Below are 22,726 nucleotides of genomic sequence, written 5' to 3' on the forward strand. Positions count from 1 at the left end.
GGTCACGGGCACGTCGGTCTCCGGGGGCGCGGGCCGGTCGCAGGTCGCGGCCCCGCGCGCAAGACGACGGGGCGGGCGGCGCGGGTCTCCCCGCACCGCCCGCCCCGTCGGGTCGGACGCGATCGACGGACGCCGATCGTCGACTCGGAGGATCAGTCCTCCTCGTCCTCGTCCTTCTTCTCGATGACCAGGGTCTCGGTGGTCAGCACCAGGCCTGCGATCGAGGCCGCGTTCCGCAGCGCGGAGCGGGTGACCTTGACCGGGTCGATGATGCCGGCGGAGACCAGGTCGACGTACTCGCCGGTCGCGGCGTTCAGGCCGGTGCCGACCTGAGCCTCCTTGACCTTCTCCACGACGACGTAGCCCTCGAGGCCCGCGTTCTCGGAGATCCAGCGCAGCGGCTCGACGACCGCACGGGCCACGGCGCGCACGCCCACGGCCTCGTCACCGGTCAGGCCGAGGTCGTCGACCAGCACGGAGGACGCCTGCACGATGGCGGAGCCGCCGCCGGCGACGATCCCCTCCTCGATGGCAGCGCGCGTCGCGGAGACCGCGTCCTCGATGCGCATCTTCTTCTCCTTGAGCTCCACCTCGGTGTGAGCCCCGACCTTGATCACGGACACGCCGCCGGCCAGCTTCGCGAGGCGCTCCTGGAGCTTCTCGCGATCCCAGTCGGAGTCGGTGTTCTCGATCTCGGCACGGATCTGCGCGACGCGATCGGCCACGGCCTGGTCGTCGCCGGCCCCGCCCACGATGGTGGTGGAGTCCTTGGTGACGACGACGCGGCCGGCGTGGCCGAGCACGTCGGTGTCGACGGTCTTGAGGTCCAGGCCGAGGTCGGACGTGACGACCTGGGCGCCGGTGAGCACGGCGATGTCCTGGAGCATGGCCTTGCGGCGGTCGCCGAAGGCGGGAGCCTTGACGGCCGCGCCCTTGAAGGCGCCGCGGATCTTGTTGACGACCAGCGTGGACAGGGCCTCGCCGTCGACGTCCTCGGCGATGATGAACAGCGGCTTGCCGCTCTCCACCACCTTCTCGAGCAGCGGGAGGATGTCGGCCACGGCCGAGATCTTGCCCTGGTGCAGCAGCACCTGCGCGTCCTCGAGGACGACCTCCTGGCGGTCCGCATCGGTGACGAAGTGCGGGGAGATGAAGCCCTTGTCGAACTGCATTCCCTCGGTGAAGTCGAGCTCCATCGCGGTGGTGGAGGACTCCTCCACCGTGATGACGCCGTCCTTGCCGACCTTGTCGAAGGCCTCGGCGAGCAGGTCGCCGATCTCGCGGTCCTGGCTGGAGACCGAGGCGACCGACGCGATCTGGGCCTTGCCGTCGACCGGGGTCGAGATCTCCCCGAGCTTCTCGGAGAGGGCCTCGACGGCCTTCTCGATGCCGCGCTTGAGGGCGGCGGGCGCCGCGCCGGAGGCGACGTTGCGCAGACCCTCGTGCACGATGGCCTGGGCGAGGACGGTGGCGGTGGTGGTGCCATCGCCGGCCACGTCGTTGGTCTTGGTCGCGACCTCCTTGGTGAGCTGAGCGCCGAGGTTCTCGTAGGGATCCTCGAGCTCGATCTCACGGGCGATGGTCACGCCGTCGTTCGTGATGGTGGGGGCGCCCCACTTCTTGTCGAGGACGACGTTGCGGCCCTTGGGCCCGAGCGTCACCTTGACGGTGTTGGCGAGCTTGTCCACGCCCCGCTCGAGCGCGCGGCGCGCGTCCTCGTTGTACAGGATCTCCTTGGCCATGGCTCAGGCCTCGATGATCGCGAGGATGTCGCGCGCGCCGAGGACCAGGAACTCCTCGTTGCCGTACTTGAGCTCGGTGCCGCCGTACTTGGAGAAGACGACCTTGTCGCCGACCTTGACGTCCATGGGGACACGCTCGCCCTTGTCGTCGAAGCGACCGGCGCCGACGGCGACGACCTCGCCCTCCTGGGGCTTCTCCTTCGCGGTGTCAGGGATGACCAGGCCGGAGGCGGTGGTCTGCTCCGCCTCGAGCGGCTTGACGACGACGCGGTCCTCGAGGGGCTTGATGGAGACCGACATGCGGCTCACTCCTTCATGAAGAGACTGACTCTGTATGAGTTCGGGGTCGGGTCCCGGGTCCGATCGTCGTCGCGGTGCCGACCGGGGCGGGTCCCTCGTAGCAGCTTCTGGCACTCTCGGCCGTCGACTGCCAACGGAACCCACTGTAGGACGACGGCTGGCACTCACGCAAGGCGAGTGCTAAATCTGGGCGGGGTGTCGGCTCGATGCGTCGCGCTGCGCGCGTCGCCGCAGGCCACGCGCCAAGAGAAAGCCACGCGCGTGCACGCCGTGCCCTGACTCCGCCGGCTCCGCGACTCCGGAGAGCGCGGCGACCGAGTTCACGACGACCCGGTTGCCGCACCTCCCGTTCCGCTCCTTCTCCCTTGTGCTGCGCAGCCCCCTCGGGGTCGACGTCGAGGCTCCGAGCCCGAAGACCACAACCCCTGCTTCGCCCGCCCCCGCACCCCGAAAGGCTCGTGGGATGCCCAGGTCACACCCTTCTTGTGAACCCGATAACTTGTCGTCCCCGAAGGCGTGACGCCACGCCCCCGCGCGCGATAGGACTGGGGATGTCGAGACCGACGGCGCACCTGCGATCCAGGGCCCGTCCGCAACGCTCACACCCCTCCGAACCCGAGGAGATCCTCCATGGCCTTCATCCGCACCCTCCGCTCCGCCCTCCGTCGCGGCGACGACCAGCTCGCGCAGGACATCGTCGAGACGGGCACGCACCGCGACCATCGCGCCGATGCCACCGCCTCCGTCGCCCGTCACGGCTCCCAGGGCATCCGACCCTACGGCTTCGGCTACTGATCTCCTCAGGCGCGCGCCCTGCGCCGCCGCCGACGCCCCTGCAGGCAGTGCCTGCAGGGGCGTCGTGCATGTCCGGGCCGCGGATCACCGCCCGGCGGCCTCGAGGATCTGCGCGACCTGATCGGGGGTGAAGCGGTAGACCGGGCGCTCCGCATCGGCGAGGGTGTCGCCGGCGTTCGGGAACACCGAGCTGACCACGCGCGGCGCCCCCTCCCCCAGCTCCACCAGGCTCACGCCGGACAGAGCGAGCGACTGCTCGTCCGCGCCCGCCCCGACGGGGTCGACCACGTTGGTGATCCCGGGGGCGACGTGCACCGGGATCCCGGCGATCTCGCCGGTCATCTCGTGGTGGTAGTGGCCCGAGAGCACGATCCGCACGTCGGAGCCGTCGAGCACGGCGGCGAGCTCGTCGAGCCCGTCGAGGTCGAGGCCGCGCAGCAGCGGGGTCGCCGCGACGAGCGGCGGGTGGTGGATCGCGAGCACGGTCCCGCCGGGCGCGGGCTCGGCGAGGACTCCGCGCAGCCAGTCCAGCTGCTCGGGATCGAGGTGCCCGTAGCCGGCGCCGGGGACGCTCGAGTCGAGCACGACCACGCGGGCCCCTCCGGCGAGCGGCACGACCCGGTCCTGGCTCGGCGCGGTCCGCTCGCCCGGGGCGACCGCCTCGCCGTAGACGGCGGAGACGTCGTGGTTGCCCATGACGATCGCCAGCGGCGCGTCGAGAGCGGCGGCGAAGGGGTCGAGGATCTCGTGGAGCAGGCGATAGCTCTCGGCGGTGCCGTCCTCGGAGGCGTCGCCGGTGTGGACCACGGCGTCGATGCCCTTGAGGCCCTCCAGGCGGGCGAGGAGTCCGCGCAGGGCGGCGGCGGTGTCGATACGGTCGTAGTGGCGGGCGAACGGATCGCCGTAGAGATGCGTGTCAGTCAGGTGCAGGATGCGCATGCCGGGAACGGTAGCGACCGCAGGTGACGCGCAGGTGACGGAGTCGACCGGGTTCAGCCCAGCGCCCCCACCCATTCGCTCGCGCCGTCGTCGAAGACCTGGTGCTTCCAGATCGGGACGCGCTGCTTGACGGTGTCCACGAGCTCGTCGCAGGCGACGAAGGCCTGCTTGCGGTGCGGGGCCGCGATCGCGCACACGAGGGCGGAGTCCCCGATGGCGAGGGGTCCGACGCGATGGGCGACCGCGACGAGGACGTCCGGGTAGCGCTCCGCGATCTCGGCGGCGACCTCGGCGATCACGGCGGGGGCGGAGGGATGGGACGTGTACTCGAGCCGGTCCACGCCGCGCCCGCCGTCGTGGTCGCGCACCACGCCGTCGAAGGTGACCACGGCGCCGCAGCGCGGGTCAGCCACGGCCGTCGCCATGGCGGCCACGGTGAACTCCTCGGTGCCGACCGCAGCATGCCGCACCCGCTGCGGAGCCTCCCCCATCGCGGGGTCGCCCGCGATCCGCAGCCCCCGCGCCGCGGCGTCGCCGCGCTCGTCGACGCCGCCCGCGGGGAAGGTGCTCGTCCCGCGAGTCGGATCGGCCTGGTCCGACGGGGTCCCCGGGTCCGTCGCCTCCGCGATCGGGTCGGTCCCGCTCATCACCGCCGTGGTCACGGCGACGCGGGCCGAGTCGCCGGACCCATCGGCCCCCGCCCCGCCCTCCGGCCCGTGGTCCCCGCCGTCGCGCTGCTCGAGCAGGTGGTCCAGCAGCGGGTCGATCACGGCGATGCCGTCCTTCACCCCGCCTCGGGAGCCCGGCAGGTTCACCACGAAGCTCCGTCCCGCCATCCCGGCGACGCCGCGGCTGAGCAGGGCGGTGGCCTTCGCCGACTCGCCCCGGCGGCGCACGGCCTCGAGGATCCCGGGCATCTCCCGCTCGATCAGCGGCGCGGTCTGCTCGGGGGTGACGTCCGTGGGGCTGATGCCGGTGCCGCCGGAGGTGATGACCACGTCGACGCCGTCGGCGATCGCCTCGGCGAGCGCGCGGCCCACCTCGGGGCCGTCGGCCACGACCTGCTTCTCGACGGGGGCCAGGCCCCGCCCGCCCAGCCATCGCTCGAGCCGCGGGCCGGTGCGGTCCTCGTAGGTGCCGTCGGCCGCGCGCGTCGAGGCGATGATGATCCGGGCGCTGCCGTGCAGGAACGGCGGCGCCTCCGGGTCCTCGCGCACCGTGCAGTCCTCATCGGTGCGCTGGGCGGGCATCTGCCTCATCGTTCCTCCTCCTGCGTCATCGCTCGTGGCGCGCAGTCATCGCTCGTCATGCACGCCCATCGCTCGTCATGCACGCCCATCACTCGTCATACGCGGTCCTCGCCTGTCGCACGCGGTCATCGCGGTTCCTCGCGGCGCCAGTCCCCGCTCTTGCCGCCGGACTTCGCGAGCACCCGGATCTCCTCGATCACGGCGAGGTGGTCCACGGCCTTGATCATGTCGTACAGGGTCAGCGCCGCGGTGCTCGCCGCGGTCAGCGCCTCCATCTCCACACCGGTGACGCCCTTGGTGCGCACCTTCGCGGTGATCTCGACGCGGTCGCCGCGCGGGTCGAGGTCCACCTCGATGCCGGTCAGCGGCAGCGGGTGGCACAGAGGGATCAGCTCGGCGGTGCGCTTGGCGCCCATGATCCCGGCCAGGCGCGCTGTGGCGAGCGCCTCGCCCTTGGGCAGGTCGCCGCTCGCGATCCGGGCCACCACGTCCTCGCGGGTGACGAGGACGGCGCGGGCGGTCGCCTCGCGGGAGGTGACCTGCTTGGCGGTCACGTCGACCATGTGGGCGGTGCCGTCGGCCCGCACGTGCGAGAGCTCGCCCGCGTCGGTCGACCGACCGACGGGGTCGGGGGCGGTGGTCATGAGTCTCCTCCAGGGATCAGCAGGGTCTCGAGCAGGTCGCCGTCGCGCACGACGGCCGTGCCGACGGGGACGATCGCGAGCGCATCGGCCGCCGCGTAGCCGCCGATCAGGTGCGAGGACGCGCCGCCGACCAGCCTCACTGCGCCCGAGGGCAGGACCCTCGCTCGACGGTACTGCTCCAGGTGCTCGGGCGAGGACTCCTCGGCCTCGAGGCGGACGGGCAGGCGCAGCCGCCGGCGCGGCGGCGCGCCGAGGGCGGGGCGGGCGATCAGCTCGCAGCTCAGCAGCGCGGAGACCGGGTTGCCGGGGAAGGCGAGCCAGGGCACGCGCCGCCCCTCCACCTCGAGGGTGCCGATGCCCTGGGGCCCTCCGGGCTGCATCGCGAGGGTCGGGAAGGCGAGGGTGGTCCCGGGCAGCTCGGCGGCGTGGCGCACCACCTCGAAGGCGCCCATGCTCACGCCGCCGCTGGTGACGATCAGGTCGGCGTCGTGCGCGAGGACCTCGTCGCGCAGTCGCTCCAGCAGCAGCGTCGCGTCGTCGGGCACGGCGCCGCGGTGGACCACCTCTGCGCCCGCCTCGGTGAGCGCTGCGGCGAGCCCGGGGCCGTTCGCGTCATGGAGGGTGCCGGGGGCGGACTCCGCACCCGAGGGGCCGCGCACCTCGGAACCGGTCGAGAGCACCACGACCCGCGCCGGTGCACCCACCTCGACCTCGCTCAGGCCGCAGGCGGCGAGGTGCGCGATCCGCGCGGGGGTGAGCATCTGCCCCTCGCGCAGCACGGTGTCCCCGCGGTGGGTGTCGGAGCCGCGGCGGCGCACGAAGCGGCCCGGTGCGGCATCGGCCGGCGTGAGCGTCACGGTCGCCGGGTCCGTGCCGTGCGCGGCGTGCGCTCCCTCGCCACCCGCGCCGCCTCCCTCGGCCCCCGCGTTATCGGAGTCGAAGCGCCCCTGGGCGCTCTCCTCGACCGGGACCACGAGGTCCGCCCCGTCCGGGAGCGGCGCGCCCGTCATGATCGGCCGCGCCTGCCCGGGCTCGAGCCGGCCCGGCGCGTCGCCGGCAGCGATCGTCGGCCCGAGCGGGAGCGTCACCGCGGCACCGGGGCCCGCGAGATCGGCCGACGCGACGGCGAAGCCGTCCATCTGCGAGTTGTCCACGCCGGGCACGTCCACGTGCGAGCGCAGCGGCCGGGCGGCGACGCGGCCGACGGCCCGGCCGTCCAGCGCGACCGGCTCGGTCGCCCGCACGGCGGCGAGCAGCGCGACGGCGTCGGCCACGTGGTCGGCCAGCGGGCTGCGCTGCGCACGGGTCATCGCTCGGACCTCCTTCTCCTGTGCCTCATCGGCCCGTCCTGGTCCCCTCCAGTATGGCGCTCTCGACCGCCGCTGCCCGACCGGCCCGTGCGCGAGAAGCCCTCCCCGGCGCCCGGTCCGTGTCGAGTCCGTGCCCAGTCCCACCCCGAAGTCCCGCCCCCGTCCCGCCGAGCCGTCCTATCCTGGAGGGACGCCCGGAGCTGCCGGGCCGCTGAGCAGGAGGTGCGCGCATGTCGTCTCGACGGGTCTCCCTCGGCATCCCGGTGCCGCGCCGCACCGACGAGGCGGCTGGCGCGCTCCCGGACACCGCCGACCGACCGGACACCCCGGCGCTCGCGGATCGCTTCGGACGCGAGGCCACGGACCTGCGCCTGTCGCTGACGGACTTCTGCAACCTGCGCTGCACCTACTGCATGCCCGAGTCGGGGATGGTGTTCCTCAAGAAGGACCAGCTGCTCTCGGTCGAGGAGATCGTGCGCCTGGTCCGCATCGGGGTGGAGCGGCTCGGCATCGAGCAGGTCCGCTTCACCGGCGGGGAGCCGCTGACCCGGCCCGATCTCGAGGAGATCATCTCCGGGGTCGCCTCGCTGGAGCGCCGCCCCGACATCTCCCTGACCACCAACGCGATCGGCCTGGACCATCGGGCGGAGCGGCTGCGGGAAGCGGGGCTCGACCGGATCAACGTCTCGCTCGACTCGGTGGTCTCGGAGACCTTCGAGCACCTCACCCGCAGGCCCCTGCTGCACCGTGTGCTCGCCGGTATCGACGGGGCGCGCGCGGCGGGCCTGGACCCGATCAAGGTCAACGCCGTGCTGATGCCCGGGATCAACGACCACGAGCTGCCCGACCTGCTGGACTGGTGCCTCGAGCGGGACCTGCAGCTGCGGGTGATCGAGCAGATGCCGCTGGACGCGGACCACCGCTGGGAGCGCTCCACGATGATCACCGCCGGGGACGTGCACGAGATGCTCGCGCCCCGCTACGCGCTCGCCCCGGTCGCCGAGCCGCGCGACGGCGCGCCCGCCGAGCTGTACGAGGTCGCCGACCGCGCCACTGGCCTGCATCGCGGCCGGGTGGGGATCATCGCCTCGGTGACCCGCCCCTTCTGCGCCGACTGCCGCCGCACCCGCCTGACCGCCGAGGGCCGCGTGCGCACCTGCCTGTTCTCCCGCGAGGAGACCGACCTGCGCACAGCCCTTCGCTCGGGAGCGGACGACGAGGCGATCGCCGACATCTGGCGCGCCGCCCAGTGGGGCAAGAAGGCCGGCCACGGCATGGACCGGGCCGATTTCGTGCAGCCGGAGCGCCCGATGAGCGCGATCGGCGGATGAGGAGGACCCGATGACCGACACCCGTACCGCGAGCGCCCGCCCCGGCGGCTCCGTCGCCCCGGGCGCCGCAGCGTCCGACGTCTCCGCGCCCGACTCCCCCGCGCCCGAGATCGCGGTGCGCCTGTTCGCGGGCGCCGCCGCCGAGTTCGGTGCCGACGAGGCGACCGTGCGCGCCCGCACCGTGGGCGAGCTCGTCCATGCGCTCACCGCAGGCGCCACCCCGGAGGCGACCCGGGTGATCGGCCGCTCGAGCCTCCTGGTCGACGGCGTGGCCTGCACCGATCACAGACGTGCCCTCGCCCCCGGCACCCGCGTGGACGTGCTCCCGCCGTTCGCCGGCGGCTGAGCTCGCGCCCTGCCCGCGGCGGTCGGGCGGGCTCTGCCCCGCGGCAGGGTTCGCGCCCAGCCGGGCCGCGTCAGAGTCGCCGGATCTCGACCCCGCTGCCGGACAGCCCGTCGAACCCGCCGGCGAGCGAGCGCACCCGGATCCCCCGCTCGGCCAGCGCCCTCTGCGTGCTCGCCGAGCGCGTGCCCGCCGCGCAGTACAGCACCGCACCCGCAAGTCCGGCGCCGTCGAGTCCCGTGCTCCCGGTCGTCACTCCGTCGCCTGACGCGTCGTCGCCGCTCCCGGCACGGCGCAGCAGCTCCCCCATCGGGAGGTGCTCGGCGCCGGCGACCATGCCGCCCTCGGCCAGCTCCCGCTCCTCGCGGATGTCGATCACCCGCGCCCCGGCCGCGAGCAGGGCGGGCAGCTCCTCGGCGGTGACCTCGTCGCGGGCGGGACCCGTCGGCCCCGGCAGCCCGCAGGTGAGCATCACGTCCTCGATCTCCGTGACCGGCAGGCGCTGCGGGTCGCGGGCCAGCGGCAGCTCGTCCCAGCGAGAGCGCAGCGCATCGTAGAGGGCGAGTCGCCCGAAGAGCACGTCGCCCATCCCGGCGAGCACCTTCACGGCTTCCATCGCCATGGTCGAGCCGATCACTCCGCAGAGCATCCCGAGCACCCCGGCCTCCGCGCAGCTGGGCACCTCGCCGGGCCGCGGCGGGACGGGGTGGACGTCGCGATAGGTGACGCCGCGCCCGCCCGCGCCCCAGAACACGCTGACCTGTCCGGAGAAGGCGAGGATCGAGCCCCACACCAGCGGCAGGTCGAGGATCTCGCAGGCGTCGGAGGCGAGATAGCGGGTGGGGAAGTTGTCGGTCCCGTCCAGGACGAGGTCGTGGCCCGCGAGCTGCTCGAGGGCGTTCGCGGGGGTGAGGGTCTCGACCACGGCGCGCACCGAGACCTGCGGCGACTGGGGATGCAGGTGCTCGGCGGCGGCGAGGGCCTTCGGCCGGCCCAGATCCGCCCCGGTGAACAGCACCTGCCGGTGCAGGTTCGTCGCGTCGACGGTGTCGGGGTCGAACAGGGTGATCTCGCCGACCCCCGCCGCGGCGAGATAGGTCAGGGCCGGGGCGCCGAGCCCGCCCGCGCCGATCACGGCGACCCGCGCCCCGGCGAGGCGGCGCTGACCGGTCTCGCCCAGCTGCGGCAGTCGCATCTGGCGCAGGTACCGGCCGAGGTCGTGCCGCTGCGCCGCGGGCCGGTCAGCCGGCACGGCGCGGTCGCGGATCCGGGGCGGGTCAGGGGCGGGCAGGTCGGCGGAGCTCATGGGCTCAGTCTCCCCCACGTCCCGCGGTGAGGTGCGACCTCGGTCCCGCGGGCACCGTCCCGGGGCCGAGAGCATGAGGCCAGGTGTCCGAACGTCGGGCACGGACCGCGACGTCCGGCCCCGCGGTCCGGGCGCCGCAGTCCAGCCGGATCCGCCCACGAACGGGGACGGGGCCCCGGGCGTCTCCGCCCGGGGCCCCGTCCTCAGGGTGCGTCCGCTCAGCCCTCGAGCTTGGCGGAGCCCTTCACGTAGCCGATCTTGGTCCAGTCCGGCCGCTCGAAGCCCCACGCGCCGAAGTTCGCGAGGTCCTCGTTCTGGACGAAGAAGTCGTAGGACTGCCACAGCGGGATCGTCCCAGCGAGCTCCCACAGGTTCGCGTCGATCTGGTTGATCAGCTCGAGGCGCGCGGCCGGGTCGGTCTCGACGGCGGCCTGATCGATGAGCTTGTCCGTGTCCGGATCACCGATCTTGCCGAAGTTCTGCTCGCCCTCGGACTTCCAGATGGAGTCGCCGGAGGAGAGGAACGGTTCGCCGACCCAGCCGAAGAGGGTGAGGTCGAACTCGCCGGGGATGACGTACTTCGAGAAGAGGTCCGTCGGCGGAACCTTCTGGACCTTCATGGTGATGCCCACAGCCTTGAGCTGCTCCTGGACCACCGGGACCACGGCCTCGTTGGTCTTCGAGCCGTCGTTGTAGACGTAGGTGATCTCGATCGGCGTGCCGTCCTTGGAGGCGACGAGGCTCTCTCCCTCGCCCTCGAGGGTGTAGCCCGCGTCCTCGAGAAGCTTCTTCGCGGCATCGGGGTCGTAGCTGCCGAGGTCGCCGGCGTTGTCCTGGTAGCCCTCCTGGTTGGTCATCAGGAGGTGGTTGTTCAGCGGCTCGGTGTTCTCCGGGTAGGGCATCGTCGCGTTGACCGAGAGGAAGACCTCCTCGCGGTCGATCGCACGGAAGATCGCCTGGCGCACGGCCTGATCGGCGAGCGGCCGGCCCTCGGCGCCGTTGAGGGTGATGTGGGTCCAGTTCGGGCCCGCAGCCTGACGCAGCACCGCACCGTTGCCGATCAGCGGCTCGACCACCGAGTACGTCGCCGGGACGGTGGTCTCGATGACGTCCAGCTGCCCGTTCTGGAAGCTGGTCGCGGTCGCGGCCGGATCCTCGATGGTGGTGAACAGGACCTGCGAGAGGAATGGCGTGTCGCCCCACCAGTTCTCGTCGGGCTCGACCAGCACGGTCTTGTTGCCGGAGTCGATCTTGCCGATCTTGAAGGGGCCGGCCGTGACCTGCGGCCCCTCGAGCCAGCCGGTGTTGAAGGCCTCGGCCGATTCGGCGAGGGAATCCGGCATGACCGCGGCGAGGCCGATCCAGTCGGCGTACTTCTCCTTAAAGGTGATCACGGCGATCAGGTCGCTGTCGCCCTGCTCGATCTTCTCGACCTTGTTGTAGCCCTCGGAGGACGCGATGGCGTACTCCTCCTGGGAGCCGTCCATGATCTTGAAGACGTTCTCGATCGACTTGTAGTCGATCGGAGTGCCGTCGGACCAGGTCATGCCCTCGTTGAGCTCGATCTCCATGACCTGCGGGTCCTCGGAGGTCAGCTCGATGCGCTTGGTGTAGTGAGGGTTCGCGGAGACCTCACCGGCAGCGTTCGACCACCACACCTCGAGCGGGAAGAGCGTCCGCAGGATGTCGGAGGTGTTGGCCTCGTTGCCGTCGGAGTGGAATGGGTTCCAGTTCGCGGGGAACGCGTTGTTCGCCAGGCGGAGCACGCCGCCCTCGCCGATCTCCTCGCGCTCCTTGGGGTTGATGTCGTTCTGGTCGGAGGCGATCTGCTCGCCCTCGCCGCCGCCGTCGGAGGCGCCGCCGCCGCTGCCGCCGGTCCCCGGGTCCTGGCTGCACGCCGCCAGCGCGGTCATCGAGACGGTCAGAGCCGTCGCCCCCAGGATCGAACGCCGCGTCACACGCATATGAATCTCCTTCACTCGCGGTCCTCGAGATCGTCGAGCCCGCTGGCTGCACTGTCCCGGCAGATGCGGTCGGCGTTGACCACCGTGGTCGCGCCCTTCTCGCCGGTGTGAGCAGTCTGTCACCGGCGAGTTGCCGACGCGGACCAGGAACACCCTTGTTACCCGTTCGCAACATGCAGGGCACCTGTCCGCGACCGACCCGGCGCGGCCCCACTCCGGGCACGCCGACGACGGGCGGCGCTCGGTGCGCGCCGCCCGTCGTCTCGAGCGTCCTCCCTGGTCAGGGAAGGGTCACTGGGAGTCCTCCCGGTCCGGGAGGAAACCGCCGAAGGTTCCTTCGAAGGCCTTACGGTCGATGGCCTCTCGCCGCCGCGATCGAGCCACCTCGGGGTCCGGGATCGGCACCGCGGAGAGCAGCTCCTTGCTGTAGGGATGCTGCGGGTCGGTGAAGACCTCCTCGGTGTCGCCCAGCTCGACGATCCTCCCCTTCTGCATCACGGCGATGCGATCGGAGATGTGGCGGACCACGGAGAGGTCGTGCGAGACGAACAGGAAGCTCACCCCGAGGCGCGCCCGGAGGTCGGCGAGCATCGCGAGCACGCCGGCCTGGACGGTCACGTCCAGCGCCGAGGTGGGCTCGTCGAGGATGATCAGCTTCGGGTCGCAGGCCAGCGCCCGGGCCACGCCGACGCGCTGGCGCTGGCCGCCGGAGAACTCTGTGGGGAAGCGGGCGGCGTGCTCGGGCAGCAGACCCACCATCTTCAGCAGCCAGTCCACCCGCTCGTCCATGCGCTCCTTGCTGTACCCCTGGACGCGCATCGGCTCCTTGATGATGTCCGCGATCGGCATCCTGGGGTCGAGGGAGGCCATCGGGTCCTGGAAGACCACCGTGATGTCGGAGCGCAGCGTCGCCCGCTCCTTGCGGGTCAGGGCACCGGTCTCCTTCCCGCCGATGCGGATGGTCCCCTCCTGCGGGGTGCGCAGCTGCATGATCTCCATCAGCGTGGTGGTCTTCCCGCTGCCGGACTCGCCGACCAGCGCCAGGCACTCCCCCTCGCGGATGTCGAAGGAGATGCCGTCCACGGCACGCTGCTCGCCGATCTTCCGCCGCACGATCGCGCCCTTGGTGATCGGGAAGACCTTCGCCAGGTCCTCGACCTCGAGCACCGTCGGCAGCTCCTCGCGCGGCGGCCGGTCCTCGCCGAGGTCGGCGAGCTTCTGCATCGCGGAGCCGGCGACGCTGCGGGAGGCGCCCGCCTCGCCGGCGTCGACCCGCGGGACGGCGGCCAGCAGGTCCTGCGTGTACTTCTCGCGGGGGCTGTAGAAGATCTCGTCGACGGTGCCGAGCTCGACCATCCGCGACTCCTTCATGACCAGGACCCGGTCGGCGAAGCCCGCCACCACGCCCATGTCATGGGTGATCAGCACCGTCGCGGCGCCGATGAGCTCCTGCGCGGACTTCAGCAGGTCCATCACCTGCGCCTGGATCGTCACGTCCAGGGCGGTGGTGGGCTCGTCGGCGATGATCAGCTCGGGCTCGTTCGCGATCGCCATCGCGATCATCGCGCGCTGGCGCATGCCGCCGGAGAACTCGTGGGGGTACTGGCTCGCACGACGGCCCGGCTCGGGGATCCCCACCGCATCCAGCAGCTCCTCGGCCCGCTGCCGGGCCCGGGCCTTGGAGACCTCCGGATGGTGGATACGCACCACCTCGGAGATCTGGTCCCCCACCCGGTACACCGGGGTGAGCGCGGAGAGAGGGTCCTGGAAGACCATGGAGATCGTGTTGCCGCGCAGGCGCGAGAGCTGCTTGTCGTCGAGCTCGAACATCCTGTGGCCGAGCATCTCGATCTCGCCGCTGATGGTGGCCGTGCGCGGGAGCAGACCCATCACGGCCAGGGAGCTGACGGACTTGCCGGAGCCGGACTCGCCGACGATGGCGAGGGCCTCGCCCTTGTGCACCTCGTAGCTGAGGTCCTGGACGGCGCGCACGGTCCCGTACTCGGAGGGGAAGGAGACGTTCAGGTCCCGGACGGTAAGGATCGGTTCGGACATTCTTCTTCCTCAGATCCGGCTGGAGCCGCTGGTCGGGTCGAGGGCGTCGCGCAGCGCTTCGCCCATCAGGTTGATGGAGATGACCAGGGCGGCCAGCACCACCGCGGGCGGGATCCAGGTGTAGGGGGCGGAGATGTTGTAGTCCTGCAGGACGGTGCCGAGGGACACCTGCGGGTACTGGATGCCGAAGCCGATGAACGACAGACCCGTCTCGCCGAGGATCGCGGCGCTCACGCCGAGCGTGGTGTCGATGATGATCCAGCTGGCGATGTTCGGGATGATGTGCCGTGTCATGGTGACGATCGGGTTCACGCCCATGAACCGGGCCGCCTCGACGTATTCGGTGCGCACCAGCTGCTGGGTCATCGCGCGCAGCACGCGGCCGGTGAGCATCCAGGCGAAGCCCGCCAGCAGCGGGATCATCCACAGCCAGCTCGCCTGCTGCAGCGCGGGGCTGAACAGCATCAGCAGCAGGATCGAGGGGATCACCAGGAACAGGTTGATGAGGTTCACCAGGGCGCCGTCGACGAACGCGCCCGACTTCCCCTTGTGGCTCACGTACCCGGCGACGATGCCGACGAGGAGCGCGAGGAACGTCGTCAGGACGGCGGTGCCGATGCCGATGACCAGTGAGATGCGCAGACCCTGCATGGTCCTGGCGAAGATGTCCAGCCCGTTCTCGTTCACGCCGAACCAGTGGTAGGGGCTCGGGCCGGTCAGGGCGTTGCGCAGGTCCCGCTCGAACGGGCCGTACTGGTAGACCATCGGGCCGATGATCGCCATCAGCACGAGCGCCGCGAAGATGACCATGCCGATCCATGCGCTCGGGTTGCGCAGGAACCGGCGCCGCAGGAGCTCGCCGCGGCTGAGCGACTCGATCGCCGGGCCGGCGCTCTCGTCGAGCTGGGCGTCCTGCAGGTCGGGGTCGTCGACCCCGGAGCCGATGACGGGGTTCGCCTCGGGATCGGTGCGTCGGCGCAGCTCGGCAGCGTCTTCGGTGCCGCGGATGTCGTTGGGATTCGTCATCGTGTCACCGGATCCTCGGGTCGAGCGCACCCTGCAGGATGTCTGCGAAGGTCGCGGAGAGCAGGGTCAGGATCGCCGTGTACAGGACGACGCCGGCGGTGCCGTTGACGTCGGCCATCTGGATCGCGGAGATCGCGAAGCGACCGATGCCCTGCCAGTTGAACATCAGCTCGACGAACAGCGAGCCGGAGAACGCCCCGCCGACGGCGAAGGCGAAGTACTGACCCATGGGGATCAGCGCCATCCGCAGGCCGTGGCGGTTCATCGCGCGTCCCCGGGTGAGGCCCTTGGCCCGGGCGGTGCGGAGATAGTCGCTGCCCAGCACGTCCAGCGTCGTCACCTTCATGTACCGCGAGTAGGAGGCGGCGGCGGTGACGGCCAGCACGATCGTGGGCATGACCAGGGCCTTGGCCTGGTACTTGAAGGACTCCCAGGAGCCCGGTTCGAGCAGCGGGTTGATCGGGTTGATGGCCGGGAGCCCCCAGCCGGAGAGGTCCATGATCCCCTGGTTGGTCTGCTGGACGATCAGGATGATCACCGGGGTGGGCAGGGAGAGGATGAAGAAGGCGAGCAGCGTCGAGAGGCGGTCGCCGACCGAGTCGCGGCGCACCGCGGCGAGCATGCCCAGGACGATGCCGAGCACGGTGCCGATCGCGGTGCCGAGGACGACCAGGCGCAGGCTGATCGGGATCCGGGTCTTCAGCTCGTCGAGCACCGGGACCATCGACTTGTTCGTGCCGGTGGTCACGCCGAGGTCACCGCGGATGAGGCCGCCGAGCCAGTTGGCGTACCGCTCGAACAGCGGGGTGTCGGGGTTGACGTTGCGCACGTCGAGGTAGTGCTGGGCGGTCGCCGCCGGGACCGGCTCCGTCGCGATCGGCGGGTACAGCACCTCTTCGGGATGCATCAGCGAGGCGGACAGGAGGTACGCGAAGCTCGTGGCGACGAACGCCAGGATCACGTAGGTCAGCACTCTGAGGGAGACGAACCTAATCACGCTTCCCCCTCGACACGCTGTTGATCATCCGTCGGGTCCCTTCCCTGCGTCATCCGTCTCGTCGTCGCGGGCTCGCCATGGGCGGGCCCCGTCCCACTGAGGCGGCACCACGCTCGGTCACGTCGAGGCGACCCGGCGGCCGTGCACAACCGGGACCCGGTTGTGGCCCAGGTCTCTCGGCAGGCACGGCACACCATAACGCCTGCGATGGACGCGGCTTGACGAAACTGACCCACGGGTACGGGGGTGCGGCGAAGCTATGCTCGAATCGTGACCTTTCTGCACCTGCTCGTGCTCGCGCTCGGCATCGTCGCCGCGATCGCGCTGAGCGATCTGCTCGGACATCGGGGAGTCGGCGCGTGGCCCATCGGGCTCGGCGCCCTCGCTCTGGCCCTCGGCGCCGGGCTCCTCTACAGCCCCTGGCTCGCCGCCCTGTCCCTCGGTCTCGCCCTCGGGGCGGCGATCTCGATGACGGCCTCCTGGACCCGCGACATCGTCCGACGCCGGCATGCCCGGCGCGAGCAGGCGCGGCGGTCCCAGGACGCTCGACGCAGCCAGCTGGAGGAGTCCGGCACCTCGCGTCGCTGAGGGACGCAGGAGCGTCACAGCGGCAGGACGAGCACGCTCCGCTCCGGCGCGCCGGCGGACTCGCCGCTCCTCGGCGCCGCGCCGCCGTCGGGCCCCGCCCCGCCGTCGTCCGCCCCGCCGGCGGGCCCCTCTGACTCCAGGAGCACCATCGCGTCCGCCCGCCCGTAGGGGGCGAGCCGCCGACCCGGCACGAGGCGCACGACCTCACGGCCGTCGGCCGCGATCTCCCGCCGTCCGGGCAGGGCGTGCACGGTGCCGGCGGGACCGCGCCGGGGCCCGTCCCCTCCCCGCACAGGAGCATCCGTCGGGGCGCGGCGCCGTCACGGTCCAGCAGCGGGCGCACGAACAGGTGGTAGCCCACCAGCGCGCCGACGGGCGTGCCCGGCAGGTGCACGACGGGGACGCCGCCGGGCAGCGTGCCGTGGCCCTGGGGACCACCGGGGCGCAGGGCGAGGTGCGCGAAGCGGGAGGTCCCCGCTCCTCGCTCGCCGAGCAGCAGCTTCACCACGTCGTAGGCGCCGTGGCCGATCCCGCCGGTGGTGAGCACGAGGTCGGCCTCACCCGCCGCGATGTCGAGCGTCTCCCGCAGGTCAGCCGGGTCGTCGCCGCTGTGCCGGGGCGGGAGCGCGTGCGCGCCGGCGGCGGCGAGGGCGGCGGCGAGCATCGTCCCGTTGGACTCGCGCACCGCACCCGGCAGGGGGTCCGCGCCGAGTCGGTCGGAGGAGCTGTCCGCGGTGAGCTCGTCGCCCGTGACCACCACGGCGACGCGCAGCGGGCGGAGCACCTCAAGGGCGTCGATCCCGAGCGTCCGGGCGAGTCCGACGAGCCCCGCGCCGACGCGGTCCCCGGCCTGGGCCAGCGGCGCGTCCAGCGGGATCTCCTCCCCCGCCCCGCGCACGTGCCGGCCGGGGACAGGAAGGCTCTCGAGGTCGAGGGCGACGACGGCAGGAGCGGGACCGAAGGGGTCGGAGTCGGTCGCCTCCACCTCGACGACGGCGTCGGCGCCGCGGGGCACGGGGGCGCCGGTCATGATCCGGGCGGCGCTGCCCGAGGGCAGGTCGGGGACCTCGCCGGGGCGAGCCGGAAGCTCGGCCGCGACCGGGAGCACGGTGGTGCCGGGCGCGGTGAGATCCGCCCTCCGTACGGCGAAGCCGTCCATCGCCGCGATCGGCAGCGCCGGGACCTGCGCCGGGCTGCGCACCGCGGCGGCGAGCACCCGGTCGAAGGCCTGCTCGAGCGGGACGGTGTCGACGGAGCGCGGCGGCGTGACCGCGGTGAGGATCTCCTCGCGCCACTGCCAGGGCGAGAGTCTCTCGACGCTCATGGTCCTCCTTCAGCGGCGGGTCGAGGCGCAGGTCGCGGCGGGCCGATGTCGCCGCGGGCGAGGCTCCATGATCCCCCATGCCCGGCCGCGGCGGACGGGACCGTCGCCGGCTCCCGGCGGGCTGATCGCGGCTGCCGGCCCGCTTCGTCGCCGACCCCGTCCAAAGCCATGGCCACGAGCGGCGCGGCAGGTGCATCATGGTGGGCATGCGCGAGATCCGATTCGACAGCTTCGGGGGCCCCGAGGTCCTGACCCTCCACCACGACGCCCCGGTGCCCGAGCCGGGACCCGAGGAGGTCCTCGTCCAGGTCGGCTTCGTGGGGCTGAACCCGCTGGACTACAAGATCCGCGACGGCTCCTCGGGCCGGGCGAAGGACCTCACGCTGCCCGCGGGGACCGGCCGTGAGATGGCCGGCACCGTGATCGGCGCGGGCTCGGGCCTGGACGAGGCGGAGCTCGGCTCGCGCGGCCTCACCGTCGGCACACGCGTGTTCGGCATGCGCGGCCCGAGCGACTCCCGCGGCGTCGCCGCCGAGGTCATCGCGATCTCGGCCGACGACCTCGCCCCGATCCCCGGCGAGACCGCCGAGGAGGACCTGCCCCGCTGGGCCGGGCTCGCGCTCGTCGGCCTCACCGCGATCGCCGTCGTGCAGGACACCGCCCGGATCGCCGAGCACGAGACGGTGCTGATCCACGGCGGCACCGGCGGCGTGGGCCAGCTGCTGATCCCGATGGCGCTCGAGGCCGGGGCCTCCCAGGTGCTCGCCACCGGCCGCGCCGCGAACGCCGAGCGGATCCGGGTGCTGGGCGCGACCCCGATCCCCTACGACACGAGCGACTGGGGCGAGGAGGTCCAGCGCCTCACCGACGGGCGCGGCGTCGACGTCGTGCTGGACACCCACTACCACTCGACCTTCCTGCCGAGCCTGGACCAGCTCGCCGACGGCGGCCGCATCGTCGCCCTGCCCAGCCTCGCCGACCTCTCCCCCGCCCTCGAGCGCGGTATCGAGGCGCGGGTGCCGTCGATCGTGCCGGGACGGGACCGGCTGGATCGCCTCGCGCAGGGCATCCGCTCGGGCCGCTACCCGCTGGAGGTCTCCGAGGTGCTGCCACTGGCGCAGATCGCCGAGGCGCACCGCCGGCTCGAGGAGGGCCACACCCGCGGCAAGCTGGTCCTGGACGTGCGCGCCTGAGCGACGGCCCGTGCCGCAACGGTCGCCGCCGCGGCATGGGCGGTACGCTGGCACGATGGTCGCCCCCACCTCCGATGACGCCGCTGCTGAGCAGCGCGAGATCGAGCCCGTGCTGCAGCCCTCCGGGTGGGCGCTGCTGAATGCCCTTCCGCCCTACGACGAGAAGGACGCGCTGCGGGTCTCGACCCGTCTGCGCGAGGCAGGCCACTCCCCCGAGCTCGTCTCCGCGGTGCTCACCCAGTCCCGTCTGCGCGCCCGCGCCGCGGAGAAGTTCGGGGAGTTCGCGAGCACCATGCTGTTCACCCCGCACGGCCTCGAGCAGGCCACGCGCCTGCCCGTCGCCGCGATGCACGCAGAGCGCTTCCAGCGCGCCGGAGTCGCCTCCGTCGCGGATCTCGGCTGCGGCATCGGCGGGGACTCGATGGCGATGGCCGCGCTGGGCCTGGACGTCCAGGCGGTGGACCGCGATCCGGTCACCGTCGCCGTCGCCACCGTGAACCTGCGCCCCTTCCCGAACGCGAGCGCGCGCCTGGGCCGCGCGGAGGGCCACGACCCCCGAGACACCGAGGGGATCTGGCTGGACCCCGCCCGGCGCGCCCCCGCCCGCGGCGGCTCCCGCCGCCTCCACGACCCCGAGGAATACGAGCCGCCGCTCTCCGCCGTGCTCGACCTCGCCCGACGCCTCGGCCGCAACGACGCCGCCGGCCCGCTCGGCGCGAAGCTCGGCCCCGGCATCGACCGCGACGCCCTGCCGGAGGACGTCGAGGTGCAGTGGCTGTCCTTCCACGGCCAGGTGCTCGAGGCGACCGCCTGGTGCGGGCCGCTCGCCCGGGAGGGCGTCACCTCCTCCGCGGTGCTGATCGGCCGCGACGGCGCGCACCGCCTGGACCGCGGCGCGGACTCCGCCGGCGACCCCGCCGTCGGCCCGCTCGCCGACCACCTCTACGAGCCCGACGGCGCCGTGATCCGCGCCGGGCTGATCGGAGAGCTCGCCGCCCAGATCGGCGGCCGCACCCTCGATCCGACGATCGCGTACCTGACCTCCGAGCGCCGCGTCACCACCCCCTTCGCGAAGGGCTACGCGGTGCGCGACGTGATGCCCTTCGGCCTCAAGCGCCTCACCTCCTACCTGCGCGAGCACCGGCTCGGGGTGCTCGAGATCAAGAAGCGCGGCACTGCGGTCGAGCCCGACGAGCTGCGTCGCAAGCTGCGGCCCCGCCGCTTCGGCGAGGAGCGCGCCACGCTGATCCTCACCCGCATCGACGGGGAGCAGTCCGTCGTGGTCGCCTCCCCGCACGCCGCACCGCCCGGCGAGGAGCCCGATCGGCCGTGAGCACCGCCCGGGGGACGCAGCGTCGCGTCATCGCCCTGCTGCTGCTCCTCGCCGCGCTGGGAGGACTCGGCGCGGTCGCCCTCGGGGCCGCCGCCGAGCGTGCTCCGATCACGACCGTCGCCGGCACGACGGAGCGGGAGCGGCCCTCCAGCGCCGCGACCGCCGAGGTCCCGTCGGACCCTGGCTGGAGCACCCCGGAGGTCCCGCCGCAGCCGCCCCGGGCCGAGCTCGGCGCCGCCCCGCTGCTCGTGCTGCTCTCCCTCCTCGGCCTGGCGCTCGCGGTCCTCGCGGTGTGGCTCGCGGTGCGGATGAGGGCGCTGGCCCGACCCGCCCCGGCCCCGGCGATCGCCGCCTCCGAGGACGAGCTCACCGCCGCGCAGGCCCGGACCGCGCTCGCCAAGGCCAGGGACCCGCTCGCCCGCCTGGTCGACGCGCAGGACGCGGTGATCGCGGCGTGGACGGCGCTGGAGCGCTCCCTCGCCGCGGCGGGAGTCACCCGGCACCCCTCCCGCACCACATTCGAGTTCGTCGTGGAGGTGCTGGCCGCGCTCGACCTGGACCGCGCCGCCCTCGACGACCTCGCCGCCCTCTACCGTAGGGCGCTGTTCGATCCGGAGCCGCTCACGGAGGAGGACCGCGCCGTCGCGATGACGAGCCTGGACCGTCTCACGGCGGCGCTCGAGGCCACGGCGGCGGCGCGCATGTCCGACGCCCGCGACCTCGGGTCCGCCGGCGGTGCGCGCATTCGCGACGATGACGGGAGCACAGGCGCATGAGCAGCCTCCTGGGTCTGATGTGGCGGACCGTCGTGGCCACGGCGGCCGCGGTCCTGCTCACCCTCGCCCTCGCGCTGATGGGCCTGGTGCTCCCGCTGCCGCTGCCGATCGCGCTGGGCCTCCTCGCAGGGGCCGCCTGGTGGTTCCTCCACGTCGGCGCCGACCGGGCCGAGCCCTCGCGTGCCCCGCGCCTCGACCTCGACGCCGACTACGCCCTCCCCCATGCCCAGGACGTGCGGGTGCGTCGACTGGAGGACCTGATCCACGGCGCGCAGCCGCACCGCCGCATGACCGGCCGCGGCCTCGCCCTGGTCCTGGCCGACATCGCCGACGAACGGGCTCGCGACCCGGACGCCCCGCCGCTCGGCCCGGAGCTCTCCGAGCTCCTCCGCGCCGCCCGCGCCGCGGAGGGCTCCCAGCAGCCCTTCCCGCCGATCGACCGCAGAGCCCTGCACCGCTATCTCGACGAGCTCGCCCCGCGCGAGGAGAGGCCACGATGACCACCACCCCCGCCCTCAGCACCACCCCGCTCAGCACCACCGCCGCGACCGACGCCGCACGGCGGGTGCTCGACACCGTCGAGACGGCCGTCGTCGGCAAGCGGCAGTCCCTCGAGCTGGTGCTCACGGGACTCCTCGCCGGCGGCCACGTCCTCCTCGAGGATCTGCCCGGGCTGGGCAAGACCCTCGCCGCCCGCTCCTTCGCCCAGGCGCTCGGCCTGCCCTTCGCCCGCGCCCAGTTCACCCCCGACCTGCTGCCCGCCGATCTCACCGGCGCAGAGGTGTTCGACCAGTGCACCGGCGAGTTCGTGTTCCGCCCCGGCCCCGTGTTCACCGGCCTTCTGCTGGCCGACGAGATCAACCGCACCCCGCCGAAGACCCAGTCGGCGCTGCTCGAGGCGATGCAGGAGCGGCAGGTCTCCGTCGAGGGCACCACCCGACCGCTGCCCGTTCCCTTCCATGTGCTCGCCACCGCCAACCCCATCGAGCACGAGGGCACTTATCCACTGCCCGAGGCGCAGCTGGACCGCTTCCTGCTGCGGCTGTCCTTCGGCTATCCGAGCGCCGAGCAGGAATGGGAGGTGGTCTCCCGACGGATCGACCGCCGGCGCGAGGAGCAGACCGTCGCGCAGGTGCTCGACGCGGAGCAGCTGCTCGCCCTGCAGGCGGCGGTCGAGGAGGTGCACGTCGAGGAGGCCGTGGGCCGCTACGCCGTGGACCTCGTCGCCGCAACCAGGCGTCACCAGAACGCCCTGGTGGGCGCCTCGCCGCGCGGCACCCTCGCCCTGATCACCTGCGCCCGCGCCCTCGCGGTGATCCGCGGCCGCGGCTACGTGGTGCCGGAGGACGTCAAGGAGCTCGCGCATCCGGCGCTGGACCATCGCGTGACCGTCCGGCCCGAGCTGTGGCTGCAGAACGCGACCGGCGCGGGCGTCGTCGACGCGGTCCTCGAGCAGGTGCCGGTGCCGGTCGCCTCCCCGCAGCCGGCCCGGTCCCCGTCATGAGCCCGG

21 protein-coding genes and 1 pseudogene are annotated in these 22,726 nt (G+C 72.8%); 9 read left to right on the forward strand and 13 right to left on the reverse strand.

From position 1 onward, the window contains the following. Window positions 1-152: 152 nt before the first annotated feature. Entirely contained in the window at window positions 153-1,742 is a 1,590-nt protein-coding gene (gene groL / locus RBL05_RS06445) for a chaperonin GroEL (RefSeq protein ID WP_263311834.1), read from the reverse strand. A 3-nt stretch (window positions 1,743-1,745) separates the two neighbouring features. Beyond that, complete coding sequence (gene groES / locus RBL05_RS06450) at window positions 1,746-2,042, reverse strand: co-chaperone GroES (protein ID WP_010551191.1); 297 nt, start codon at window positions 2,040-2,042, stop codon at window positions 1,746-1,748. A 630-nt stretch (window positions 2,043-2,672) separates the two neighbouring features. On the opposite strand from groES, the gene RBL05_RS06455 reads away from it, so the two are divergent. Further along, on the forward strand, window positions 2,673-2,837 hold the full coding sequence (locus RBL05_RS06455; RefSeq protein ID WP_308740215.1) for a hypothetical protein: 165 nt from the start codon (window positions 2,673-2,675) through the stop codon (window positions 2,835-2,837). Window positions 2,838-2,921: 84 nt separating this feature from the next. On the opposite strand, the gene RBL05_RS06460 is transcribed toward RBL05_RS06455, so the two are convergent. From RBL05_RS06460 to glp, 4 genes are all read right to left on the reverse strand, one after another. Continuing rightward, window positions 2,922-3,776, reverse strand: a complete 855-nt coding sequence (locus RBL05_RS06460; protein WP_308740214.1) for a metallophosphoesterase family protein — start codon at window positions 3,774-3,776, stop codon at window positions 2,922-2,924. A 53-nt stretch (window positions 3,777-3,829) separates the two neighbouring features. Continuing rightward, window positions 3,830-5,035, reverse strand: coding sequence for a molybdenum cofactor biosynthesis protein MoaE (locus tag RBL05_RS06465; RefSeq protein ID WP_263311837.1), 1,206 nt, complete (start codon window positions 5,033-5,035; stop codon window positions 3,830-3,832). Between the two features lie 116 nt (window positions 5,036-5,151). Next, window positions 5,152-5,670 carry a cyclic pyranopterin monophosphate synthase MoaC gene (gene moaC, locus RBL05_RS06470; RefSeq protein ID WP_263311838.1) on the reverse strand — a complete coding sequence of 173 codons (519 nt, stop codon included), beginning with the start codon at window positions 5,668-5,670 and terminating at the stop codon, window positions 5,152-5,154. After that, complete coding sequence (gene glp, locus RBL05_RS06475) at window positions 5,667-6,980, reverse strand: gephyrin-like molybdotransferase Glp (protein ID WP_318604179.1); 1,314 nt, start codon at window positions 6,978-6,980, stop codon at window positions 5,667-5,669. The genes moaC and glp overlap by 4 nt, the downstream gene beginning before the upstream one ends. A gap of 230 nt (window positions 6,981-7,210) precedes the next feature. On the opposite strand from glp, the gene moaA reads away from it, so the two are divergent. Together moaA and RBL05_RS06485 are read left to right on the forward strand one after the other, a co-directional pair. Then, window positions 7,211-8,311 carry a GTP 3',8-cyclase MoaA gene (moaA, locus tag RBL05_RS06480; protein WP_308740210.1) on the forward strand — a complete coding sequence of 367 codons (1,101 nt, stop codon included), beginning with the start codon at window positions 7,211-7,213 and terminating at the stop codon, window positions 8,309-8,311. Between the two features lie 10 nt (window positions 8,312-8,321). Further along, window positions 8,322-8,657, forward strand: coding sequence for a MoaD/ThiS family protein (locus tag RBL05_RS06485; protein WP_308740209.1), 336 nt, complete (start codon window positions 8,322-8,324; stop codon window positions 8,655-8,657). A 70-nt stretch (window positions 8,658-8,727) separates the two neighbouring features. Here the strand turns inward: RBL05_RS06485 and RBL05_RS06490 are convergent, their stop codons facing one another. The 5 genes from RBL05_RS06490 to RBL05_RS06510 all read right to left on the reverse strand — a co-directional run bounded on the left by RBL05_RS06490 (window position 8,728) and on the right by RBL05_RS06510 (window position 16,002). After that, entirely contained in the window at window positions 8,728-9,960 is a 1,233-nt protein-coding gene (locus RBL05_RS06490) for a ThiF family adenylyltransferase (RefSeq protein WP_308740208.1), read from the reverse strand. Between the two features lie 218 nt (window positions 9,961-10,178). Next, window positions 10,179-11,924 (reverse strand): ABC transporter family substrate-binding protein, encoded by a 1,746-nt coding sequence (locus tag RBL05_RS06495; RefSeq protein WP_308740207.1) that lies wholly within the window; start codon window positions 11,922-11,924, stop codon window positions 10,179-10,181. Between the two features lie 291 nt (window positions 11,925-12,215). After that, on the reverse strand, window positions 12,216-13,979 hold the full coding sequence (locus RBL05_RS06500; protein ID WP_308740206.1) for an ABC transporter ATP-binding protein: 1,764 nt from the start codon (window positions 13,977-13,979) through the stop codon (window positions 12,216-12,218). Between the two features lie 9 nt (window positions 13,980-13,988). Beyond that, window positions 13,989-15,005: an ABC transporter permease gene (locus tag RBL05_RS06505; protein WP_308740205.1), complete on the reverse strand. Its 1,017-nt coding sequence runs from the start codon at window positions 15,003-15,005 to the stop codon at window positions 13,989-13,991. 4 nt (window positions 15,006-15,009) lie between these two features. Beyond that, on the reverse strand, window positions 15,010-16,002 hold the full coding sequence (locus RBL05_RS06510; protein ID WP_308740204.1) for an ABC transporter permease: 993 nt from the start codon (window positions 16,000-16,002) through the stop codon (window positions 15,010-15,012). 270 nt (window positions 16,003-16,272) lie between these two features. Here RBL05_RS06510 and RBL05_RS06515 point away from each other — a divergent pair, with 270 nt between their 5' ends. Then, a complete protein-coding gene (locus RBL05_RS06515; protein ID WP_308740203.1) occupies window positions 16,273-16,590 on the forward strand; it encodes a hypothetical protein in 318 nt (105 codons plus the stop codon). 14 nt (window positions 16,591-16,604) lie between these two features. Here RBL05_RS06515 and RBL05_RS06520 read toward each other — a convergent pair whose 3' ends face one another. Both RBL05_RS06520 and RBL05_RS06525 read right to left on the reverse strand, forming a co-directional pair. Continuing rightward, complete coding sequence (locus RBL05_RS06520; protein WP_318604327.1) at window positions 16,605-16,841, reverse strand: hypothetical protein; 237 nt, start codon at window positions 16,839-16,841, stop codon at window positions 16,605-16,607. A gap of 134 nt (window positions 16,842-16,975) precedes the next feature. Further along, a pseudogene (locus RBL05_RS06525) lies at window positions 16,976-17,914 on the reverse strand (molybdopterin molybdotransferase MoeA); the annotation flags it as partial. A 206-nt stretch (window positions 17,915-18,120) separates the two neighbouring features. On the opposite strand from RBL05_RS06525, the gene RBL05_RS06530 reads away from it, so the two are divergent. Genes RBL05_RS06530 through RBL05_RS06550 form a run of 5 tightly spaced genes read left to right on the forward strand, consistent with a single transcriptional unit; the run spans window position 18,121 to window position 22,720 of the window. After that, window positions 18,121-19,107 carry an NADP-dependent oxidoreductase gene (locus tag RBL05_RS06530; protein ID WP_308740201.1) on the forward strand — a complete coding sequence of 329 codons (987 nt, stop codon included), beginning with the start codon at window positions 18,121-18,123 and terminating at the stop codon, window positions 19,105-19,107. A 55-nt stretch (window positions 19,108-19,162) separates the two neighbouring features. Continuing rightward, on the forward strand, window positions 19,163-20,440 hold the full coding sequence (locus RBL05_RS06535; protein WP_308740200.1) for a THUMP-like domain-containing protein: 1,278 nt from the start codon (window positions 19,163-19,165) through the stop codon (window positions 20,438-20,440). Then, window positions 20,437-21,216: a DUF4129 domain-containing protein gene (locus RBL05_RS06540; RefSeq protein ID WP_308740199.1), complete on the forward strand. Its 780-nt coding sequence runs from the start codon at window positions 20,437-20,439 to the stop codon at window positions 21,214-21,216. Before RBL05_RS06535 ends, RBL05_RS06540 begins: the two co-directional genes overlap by 4 nt. Beyond that, complete coding sequence (locus tag RBL05_RS06545) at window positions 21,213-21,716, forward strand: hypothetical protein (protein ID WP_263311852.1); 504 nt, start codon at window positions 21,213-21,215, stop codon at window positions 21,714-21,716. The genes RBL05_RS06540 and RBL05_RS06545 overlap by 4 nt, the downstream gene beginning before the upstream one ends. Then, window positions 21,713-22,720: an AAA family ATPase gene (locus tag RBL05_RS06550; protein ID WP_308740198.1), complete on the forward strand. Its 1,008-nt coding sequence runs from the start codon at window positions 21,713-21,715 to the stop codon at window positions 22,718-22,720. Before RBL05_RS06545 ends, RBL05_RS06550 begins: the two co-directional genes overlap by 4 nt. The last annotated feature ends 6 nt before the right edge of the window (window positions 22,721-22,726 follow it).

This window comes from Brachybacterium sp. GU-2 (genome assembly GCF_030866705.2).
GTDB classification, from domain to species: domain Bacteria; phylum Actinomycetota; class Actinomycetes; order Actinomycetales; family Dermabacteraceae; genus Brachybacterium; species Brachybacterium conglomeratum.